Source organism: Lentzea sp. NPDC004789 (genome assembly GCF_053601075.1).
The window spans coordinates 150,086-158,698 of the sequence record NZ_JBSGBE010000005.1; the positions used below are offsets into that span (position 1 = coordinate 150,086).

An 8,613-nucleotide genomic window follows, 5' to 3' on the forward strand; every position below is an offset into this window, starting at 1 on the left:
GCCTGCTTGACCTGCGCTGCTTGACCTGCGCCTGCTTGAAATGGGCTGCTGAAATGCGCCTGCCTGGTTTGCTTCGGCCGCCTATCCTGCCCAGATGACGCGCCTCGGCATCACCGGACATCGCGGTCTTTCCGCCGAGCTGGAGGCGGAGGTCGACCGGATGATCCGCGCCGCCGTCGAACGCGGCGGTGACCTCGTCGGGGTGTCGTGCCTGGCGGACGGGGCGGACGCGGTGTTCGCGCAGGCCGTGCTGGACGTCGGTGGCTCGCTGGTGGCCGTGCTGCCCGCGGTGGAGTACCGGCAGTCGTTGCCGGAGGACTACCGGCCCGTCTACGACCGGTTGCTGGCGCGGGCGGGCAAGGTCGTGCAGCTGCCGTTCGTGACGCCTCATCCGAGCGCCTACCTGGAGGCGGGCATGCGGCTGGTCGAGGAGTCCGACTCGCTGCTGGCGGTGTGGGACGGTCTGCCCGGTCGTGGCCCCGGTGGGACGGCCGACGTGGTGGCCTACGCGCGGTCGCGGGGGGTGCCCGTCACCGTTCTGTGGCCCGAGGGCGCCGTCCGCTGAGCAGCACCCGCAGCAGTGTGCGCGGGCGGAAGAGCGTGTTCGGGTGGTCGACCAGGTGTGAGACGCGGAGCAACGCCCGGTGGACCTGGGGGTTGCCGGGGACCGCTTCGAGCAGGCGGCGGGCGTACCACTGCCGGAACCGGGTGCGGCGCGGCAGCTTCTTCTGGCTCCAGCCCAGGTCGGCGGTGGTCGCGGAGGTCCACGGGAGCTGCGCGGTCCTGGCGACCGCGCGCTGGAACACGAGGGGCTCCTTGGCGAGGTCGTGGTCCTTGAGGAGATCGCGCAGGTCGGCGCAGTTGAGGGCGGCGAGGGTCATGCCGTGGCCGTACAGGGGGTTGAGCGAGACGACCGCGTCGCCGAGCGCCAGCAGGCCACGCGGCCAGTTCGGGACCCGGTGGAAGCGGTTCCAGCGGCTGCGCAGGTTGTCGGCCCGGTGGATCTCCGACGCCGGGGTCGCGGTCTTGACGATCTCGGCGATGTCCTGGCACTCGAGGGTGCCCGCGTGGGCGAGGAACCCGTCCTCGTCGGTCGGTGGTACGTCGCCGCCCGCGCCGAAGAGCGTCACGAACCAGAGGTCGTCGTCCACTGAGGACACCGCGCCGCCGCGTTTCGCGGTGGGTGCGTGGGTGGTCTCGCGGGCGGTCTTCCAGTCGAGCTTCAGGTCGCGGTTCACGTGGTAGAGGCGTGAGGTGCAGGAGAGGTGGCTGTTCACGATCATCGGGGCCGGGCAGTGCACGCCGAACTCGGCGAGCCACGACACGAGCTTGGTGGTGCGGCCGGACGCGTCGACGACGAGGTCGGCGTAGTCGGTGAAGGGCCGGCCGGCGCGGCGGCCGTGGACACCGGTGACCGTGCCGCGGTCGTGCAGCAGGCCGTCGATCGTCACGCCGTCCACGAGGGACACGTTCGGCAGCTTGAGCACCCGTCGCCGGATGGTCCGCTCGATCGTCACGCGCGTCACCGAGGGCACGGTCAGGCCGGCGGGCTCGCGCGGTGCCCAGCCGGTGGGGAGGCGGGTCAGGACGTCGCTGCCGAGGTCGGTCAGGACCGCGCCGGCCGCCGCGAGCTCCGCGCCGAGCCGGGGGAAGAGCGCTTCGAGCACCTCGGCACCGCGTGCGAGCAGCGTGTGCGGGTGGTGGGCCTGCGGGATGCCGGGGCGGTGTTCCGTCTCGGCGGCGACCTGGTCGCGCTCGACGAGCACGACGTCGCCGTACGACTCGGACAACACCCTGGCCGTCAGCAGTCCCGCGAAGCCGGCGCCGATGACCAGGGCGCGGTCGGAGTACATGGCGGACATGCTGGCAGAGCCGGGCTTCCGAGTTGATCCCCCGACAGTATCGTTTTGCTACTGACTCGTCTCAGCAGAGTTTCGTTCAGCAGGGTTCCGGGATCAGACCTGAGGTGGTGCCGCGAAGGCGTGCGGCTCACCTGGCGCGTACTCGCAGCTGACGAGCACGGCTCGTACCGTGCTGCACGGGCGCATAGCGGTGCTCCACAGCGCGTGGTTCATGGCGCTGTCCGGCGTCGTGCCGGGCGTCGCGGACCAGGTGGCGTTGAGCCGGCCGGTCAGGGGCCGGTGACCAGGCCCTCGCGCACCGCCCACAGCGCGGCCTGGGTGCGGGACGCCAGCCCGAGCTTGTTCAGCACGTTCGACACGTGGGTGCGCGCGGTGCGTTCGGAGATCACGAGGGAGTCGGCGATGTCCCGGTTGGACTTCCCGTGCGCCACCAGGACCAGGATCTCGCGCTCGCGAGGGGTGAGCGCGGTCGCGGTTCGCTGCGGTGCGACCAGCGAGCGGGTCAGCGTCCTGGCGACGGCGGGGTCGAGGTGCACCTGGCCGCGCGTCGCGGCGCGCACGGCGGCGCCGACCTGGTCCGCTTCGGCGTCCTTCAGCAGGTAGCCCGAGGCGCCGGCCTCCAGGGCGACGTGGACGCGTTCGGCCTCGGAGAACGAGGTCAGCGCCACCACCTCGACCTGCGGGTAGAGCTGCTTGATCGCCTTCGTGGCGCCGATGCCGTCCAGGCGGGGCATCAGGAGGTCCATCAGCACGACGTCGGGCAGGTCGCCGGCGGCCGCGCGGACGGCGAGCTCGTCGAGGGCCGCCTGGCCGTCGCCCGCCTCGCCCACGACCTCGATGTCGTCCAGCACGTCGAAGAACGCCCGCATGCCGCGTCGCACCACCGCGTGGTCGTCGACGAGGAACACCCGGATCGTGCTCATCGGTGATCTCCTGCCTGCGCAGTTCTGGTTTCCGGTGGCAGCACCGCCCGGACCGTGGTGGATCCCGCCGGGCTGCTGGCGATGACGAGGCCGCCGCCGATCCGCTTCATCCGTTCCCGCATGCTCACCAGGCCCATGCCGCCGGAGGAGACCGCGGCGGGGTCGAACCCGGTGCCGTCGTCGGCCACTTCGACGGTGAGGCCGTCCTCTTCCACGAGCGTGATGTCGATGCGGCTGGGGCCGGCGTGCTTGATGGCGTTGTGCACGGCTTCCTGCACGACGCGGAAGAGCTCCTCCTCGGCGCGGTCGTCGAGGGACAGCCGGTAGCCGGGGGCCTCGACGGCGATGATCACACCTTCACGGGAGGCGATGGCGGCCGACTGCTTGCGGATCGCCTCGGCCAGGCCGTCCTCGCGCAACGCGTCGGGGCGGAGCTGGAACAGCGAGGCCCGCATCTCGGCGAGCGCGTCCTGGGTGAGGCCGCGCAGTTCGGTGATGCCGCGCGCGACCGGGCCGTCGGGGTCGCCGCCCTGCTTCTGCAGCGCCAGTTCCACGGCTCGGGTGTGCAGGGTCATCGAGAACAACGCCTGCGAGACCGAGTCGTGCAGCTCGCGGGCCAGGCGGTGACGTTCCTCCAGCGCCGCCACCTGGGAGGCCTCGTCGAGCATCTCCATGACCTCTTCGACGCCGAGCTGCTCCTCGCCGGCGACGGAGGTGAGCATCATCCGCGCCGACGCGGCGCCGACCGCACCGGCCAGCACCGTCTCCACGTGGTGCACGAGGTCCGCGTCAGCGTCCTTTTCGGACTGGAGGTCGACGCCATCGAGCGCCTTCGCCGCTGCCCGCTGTCCCATCGAGCGGACCAGGACCTCGTGCAGTGCCCGCACGGACACCCTGTTGCGCCACAACCGGGGCCTGGACGGGTCGTGCAGGGCGTCGACGAAGAGCACGGCCTGGGCCTGTTCGCGGGCCTGCGGACGGCCCAGGAGCGACACGACGGTGTAGCAGCCGACGTTGACGAGCATGCTCCAGAACATGCCGTGGCTGATGTTGTCCATGCCGGTGATGCCGAGCAGGTGTTCCGGGCGCAGCGCCTCGACACCGAACGGGCCGTGGTCGAGGAACCCGCGCGGCACCCAGCCGGTGGCGGCGAAGTTGGGCAGCAGCAACGTGTACGTCCACACGGCGAACCCGCCGGCGAGGCCGGTCATGACGCCGTCGCGGGTGCCGCCCTTCCAGAACAGGCCGCCGATGACCGCGGGCGCGAACTGCGCGACGGCCGCGAACGAGATCAGGCCCATCGACACCAGGGCCGCGCTCTCCCCGGCGAGGCGGAAGTAGCCGTAGCCGAGCAGCATGATCGCCACGATCGACAGGCGGCGCGTCAGCAGGATCAGCCTCGCGAGCCTGCCCGAGTAGCCGCGGCGCAGCAGCATCGGCACCACGATCGAGTTCGACACCATCGTGGACAGCGCGACGGTCTCCACGATGATCATGCCGGTCGCCGCGCTCAGGCCGCCGACGAACACCAGCAGCGCCACCGCGTCCAGGCCCGCGGCCATCGGCACGGTCAGCACGAACGTGTCGGCCTCGGTGCCGGAACCGAACCGCAGCAGGCCGGCCGCGGCGATCGGCAGCACGAACACGCTGATCAGCAGCATGTACAGCGGCGTCATCCACATGGCCTGCCGGACGTGCCGCTCGTCGACGTTCTCCACCACGCCGACCTGCCACTGCCGGGGCAGCAGCACGATCGCGAAGAGCGACAACACGTTGAGCCACACCCAGGTGCCGGTGGAGTCGCCGAGGGTGAACAACGAGGTGTGCCCGGCTCGTGCGGCCTGGCTGAACAGGTCGCCGAATCCGCTGTAGAGGCCCCAGGTCACGGTGATGCCCGCCGCGACGAACGCGACCAGCTTCACGACCGACTCGAACGCGATGGCGGTGACCATGCCCTCGTGGCGTTCGGTGGCGTCGAGATGCCTGGTGCCGAAGAGGATCGTGAAGCCCGCGAGCAGCAACGCCACGTAGAGCGCGGTGTCCTCGAACAGCGGCACCTGGTCCAGTGCGGACGACGGCGTGATCCGCGGGGCGCGGCGGATGATCTCGAACGTCGTGGAGACCGCCTTGAGCTGCAGGGCGATGTACGGCACGACACCGACGACGGCGATCGCCGCGATCAGGCCGCCCAGCCGCACGCTCTTGCCGTAGCGGGCGGACACGAAGTCGGCGAGGCTCGTGATGCGGTGCCGGTGGCTGATGTGGATGATCCGCCGCAGCACCAGCCACCCGAGCGCGAGCATGATCGTCGGCCCGAGGTAGATCGACAGGTAGCCGACACCGCTCGACGCCGCGCGGCCGACGCTGCCGTAGTACGTCCACGACGTCGCGTAGACGGCCAGGGAAAGGGCGTAGATGGTGCCGCGGCCGATGATGCTGCGGCCCTCGTCGGCGCGGCGGTCACCGTAGAAGGCGATCGCGAACAGCACGCCGAGGTAGGCGACGGACACACCGATGATCAGCCACGTCCCGAGCACGCCGGATCATCCCGATCGGCGGACGAGGAAGGCGACCAGCGCGATGACCGCGAGCCAGGCGCCGAAGAGGTAGGCGGCGACCGCCGGCACGCCCACGACGGTGCCCCCGCCGTTCGCAATGGTGAGCAGTGGCGGTAGGAAGAGGACGAACCCGGTTGCCGCCGCGAGGATGGTCAGCCCGGTGAATCGTCCGTCATCCCTGGCGCGTCGTCGCACCCGTCACCGTCCTCGATTACTTCCCGGTCGATTCGGGAGCGTAGTACGAATGGCGACAATTCAGTGAAGCGGACGTGACAGAATTTCATGCTATTCGCTCGATGCGACTGTTTGGGGGAACCGTTCGTGAGGATGGTCGAACTGCCCGACGGGGCCGTGGTCACGGGCCGTGGCCTGCGGAACGGCAAGATCGTGGAGCCGCACCCGCAGTACGGGATTTATCTGCAGCCGCGACCTGTCGACGTGCCGTGGCCGCACGACTGGATCGACTGGCCGGACTTCCGTCTTCCGCGTGATCACGACGCCGCGATCAGGCTGATTCGTGCTCTGCACGCCCGCGCGCTGGCCGGGGAACGCGTCGAGGTGGCGTGCAGCGGCGGTGTCGGGCGGACCGGGACGGTCATTTCGTGCCTGGCCGTGCTGGCCGGTGTCGCACCCGAGGAAGCCGTGGCGTGGACGCGCGCGAACTACCATCCGCGCGCGGTCGAAACGCCGTGGCAAAAGCGCTGGGTGAGGAGTTTTCCCGTCCAGTAGGAATTGAATTCGTCAGGAATCGAGTTCGATCGCCGTGCGCTTGTGCACGAGCTCGATCACTCCCGGCGGCACCGCGTCCCCCGCCTCCAGCAGGCGGGGGAGCAGCTCGGACTCGGTGAGCATCGCCCGGAAGAACAGCTCGACCGTGACGTCGTGGTCCGGCCGGTGCACCACGGTGATCTCGTCGCCGGGCGCGATCAGGCCCGCCTCCAGCACGCGGAAGTACGCGCCGGGCCTCCTGGCCTGCGTGAACCGCTTCACCCAGCCGCTCAGACCGAGGAAGCCTGCGAACGTCCGGCACGGGATGCGCGGGGCGGTGACCTCCAGCAGCGCGGTGCCGACGCGCCACCGTTCGCCGATGAGGGCGTTGGTCTGGTCGATGCCCTGCGTGGTCAGGTTCTCGCCGAACTGGCCGTTGTGCAGGTCGAGGCCCAGCTCGTCCTGCCAGTGGTCGAGGTCCTCGCGGGCGTAGCCGTAGACGGCCTGGTGATCGCCGCCGTGGGCCCTCAGGTCGCCGATCGCGTCGCCCTGAACACCGCTGCCCCCGGTGCCCTTCGGTCCTGGTGGGCTCACCCGCAGCGGCCCGTCGACGGGGCGCTTGTCGATGCCGGTGACGCCCATCTGGGAGTAGTCCACCGGAACCGTCTTCTGGGCGATGTTCAGCGAGAGCACAACGGGCATGAGCCCGAGCCTATTGGCCCACTGCCTTGGCAGCGATCGAATTGACGTAGTCCTGGTAGACGCCGACCTTGTGGGTGATGAGGTCCATGCAGTCCTGCAGCTGCGCCATCTGCTGGCGGACGCGTTCCTGGTGCTCCTTGAGGATCTCCAGGCGCTGCAGCTCGTTGCCGTCGCCCTGGCGGACCAGATCGGTGTAGCGGCGGATCTCCGGCACCGGCATCCCGGACATCCGCAGCATGATGCACATGCGCAGCCAGTCGACGTCCTGCTGCGTGTACACCCGGCGCCCGCCGGGTCCTCTGTGGACCTGGTTGGCGAGGATGCCTTCCTTCTCGTAGAAGCGAAGCGCGTGCACGCTCAGCCCGGTGCGTTCGGCCACCTGCCCGATGCTCAAGCTCATGGATCCGAGCATAGGTTCTTGACCTAGAGGCGACTCCAGCTTCTAGCTTTCCGCGCATGACGATGCGTTATCGCGTACTTGGGGGAACCGGCATCGAGGTCAGTCACCACTGCCTCGGCGCCATGATGTTCGGCTCGGTCGGCAACACCGACCACGACGAGGGCGTGCGGATCATCCACCGCGCCCTCGACGCGGGGGTCAACTTCGTCGACACCGCCGACATGTACTCGGCGGGGGAGTCGGAGGAGATCGTCGGCAAGGCGCTGGCGGGCCGCCGCGACGACGTGGTGCTGGCGACGAAGGTGCACTTCCCGCTGGGCGAGGGCCGCAACCGCAGCGGCAACTCGCGCCGTTACATCGTGCGCGCGGTGGAGGACAGCCTGCGGCGGCTCGGCACCGACTGGATCGACCTGTACCAGGTGCACCGGCCGGACTACACGACCGACGTCGAGGAGACGCTGTCGGTGCTGACGGACCTGGTGCGGGCAGGCAAGATCCGGGCGTTCGGGTGCTCGACCTTCCCCGCGGCGGAGATCGTCGAGGCCTACCACGTGTCGATGAACCGGGGTCTGCTGCGCTTCCGCACCGAGCAGCCGCCGTACTCGCTGCTGGCGCGCGGGATCGAGCGTTCGGTGCTGCCGACCTGCCAGCGCCTGGGGATGGGAGTGCTGGTGTGGAGCCCGCTGGCGAGCGGGTTCCTGTCCGGCAGGCACCGGCGGGGCGCGAACGCCGAGGCGTTCCGGGCGACGCTGACCCCGGACCGGTTCGACGAGACGCTGCCGCGCAACACCGCGAAGTTCGACGCCGTGGAGCAGTTCGCGAAGCTGGCGGACGAGATGGGCGTGTCGCTGCCGGCGCTCGCGATCGCGTTCGTGACCACCCATCCGGCGGTGACGTCGGCGATCACCGGTCCGCGCACGATGGACCAGCTGGAGTCGTTGCTGGAAGGCGCCTCGCTGGTGCTGACCGACGACGTGCTGGACCGGATCGACGAGATCGTGGCGCCCGGTGAGGACACCTACGACGTGCAGGGCGGCTGGAAACCCGCCTCCCTGCTGGACGTTCACCGCCGTCGTCGCCCACTCGACCAGCGCTGACCGACGGCCGGGCGCCTGACGACCCCGTCAGGCGCCCAGCAGCACCCCAGCAACCACCGCGACGACCTGAGCGCACCCACCAGCCATCCGCGGAGCGGCCGCCCAGGCCCTCACCAGCCCGCCCGCCTTCAGCAAACCCGTGACCTCGTAGCCACTACCCGCGAGCGCCACTACCGGCGAGTAGCCGCTACCCGCGAGCGGCCACCATCCGCGAGTGTCCGCGCGAGCGCATGCCGTGTGGTGCGTCCGGCATACGTTCGCCACCATCTGCGGACGCCCACCAGCGCGCGTGTGCTGTACCCGCCACGCGCCAGCCACCACCCGCGAGTAGCCACCATCCGCACTTAGCCACCATCCGCGAGC

At 70.1% G+C, this 8,613-nt stretch carries 9 protein-coding genes; 3 read left to right on the forward strand and 6 right to left on the reverse strand.

All coding sequences use genetic code 11. The features are described from left to right. Nucleotides 1-94: 94 nt before the first annotated feature. Nucleotides 95-565, forward strand: a complete 471-nt coding sequence (locus ACWEIJ_RS13535; protein WP_449837451.1) for a hypothetical protein — start codon at nt 95-97, stop codon at nt 563-565. Here the strand turns inward: ACWEIJ_RS13535 and ACWEIJ_RS13540 are convergent. The 4 genes from ACWEIJ_RS13540 to ACWEIJ_RS13555 form a co-directional block, all read right to left on the reverse strand. Continuing rightward, nucleotides 531-1,853: a hypothetical protein gene (locus ACWEIJ_RS13540; RefSeq protein WP_449837452.1), complete on the reverse strand. Its 1,323-nt coding sequence runs from the start codon at nt 1,851-1,853 to the stop codon at nt 531-533. The genes ACWEIJ_RS13535 and ACWEIJ_RS13540 overlap by 35 nt on opposite strands. 278 nt (nt 1,854-2,131) lie before the next feature. Continuing rightward, nucleotides 2,132-2,785 carry a response regulator gene (locus tag ACWEIJ_RS13545; protein ID WP_449837453.1) on the reverse strand — a complete coding sequence of 218 codons (654 nt, stop codon included), beginning with the start codon at nt 2,783-2,785 and terminating at the stop codon, nt 2,132-2,134. After that, on the reverse strand, nt 2,782-5,322 hold the full coding sequence (locus tag ACWEIJ_RS13550; protein WP_449837454.1) for a histidine kinase: 2,541 nt from the start codon (nt 5,320-5,322) through the stop codon (nt 2,782-2,784). Before ACWEIJ_RS13550 ends, ACWEIJ_RS13545 begins: the two co-directional genes overlap by 4 nt. Nucleotides 5,323-5,328: 6 nt before the next feature. Beyond that, on the reverse strand, nt 5,329-5,538 hold the full coding sequence (locus ACWEIJ_RS13555) for a hypothetical protein (RefSeq protein WP_449837455.1): 210 nt from the start codon (nt 5,536-5,538) through the stop codon (nt 5,329-5,331). A 132-nt stretch (nt 5,539-5,670) separates the two neighbouring features. Here ACWEIJ_RS13555 and ACWEIJ_RS13560 point away from each other — a divergent pair, with 132 nt between their 5' ends. After that, complete coding sequence (locus ACWEIJ_RS13560) at nt 5,671-6,072, forward strand: protein-tyrosine phosphatase family protein (protein WP_449837764.1); 402 nt, start codon at nt 5,671-5,673, stop codon at nt 6,070-6,072. Nucleotides 6,073-6,084: 12 nt separating this feature from the next. Here the strand turns inward: ACWEIJ_RS13560 and ACWEIJ_RS13565 are convergent, their stop codons facing one another. Both ACWEIJ_RS13565 and ACWEIJ_RS13570 read right to left on the reverse strand, forming a co-directional pair. Beyond that, nucleotides 6,085-6,753 (reverse strand): MOSC domain-containing protein, encoded by a 669-nt coding sequence (locus tag ACWEIJ_RS13565; protein ID WP_449837456.1) that lies wholly within the window; start codon nt 6,751-6,753, stop codon nt 6,085-6,087. A 10-nt stretch (nt 6,754-6,763) separates the two neighbouring features. Further along, nucleotides 6,764-7,153: a MerR family transcriptional regulator gene (locus ACWEIJ_RS13570; RefSeq protein ID WP_449837457.1), complete on the reverse strand. Its 390-nt coding sequence runs from the start codon at nt 7,151-7,153 to the stop codon at nt 6,764-6,766. A 62-nt stretch (nt 7,154-7,215) separates the two neighbouring features. Between ACWEIJ_RS13570 and ACWEIJ_RS13575 the strand changes: the two genes are divergently transcribed. After that, complete coding sequence (locus ACWEIJ_RS13575) at nt 7,216-8,250, forward strand: aldo/keto reductase (protein WP_449837765.1); 1,035 nt, start codon at nt 7,216-7,218, stop codon at nt 8,248-8,250. Nucleotides 8,251-8,613: the final 363 nt, after the last annotated feature.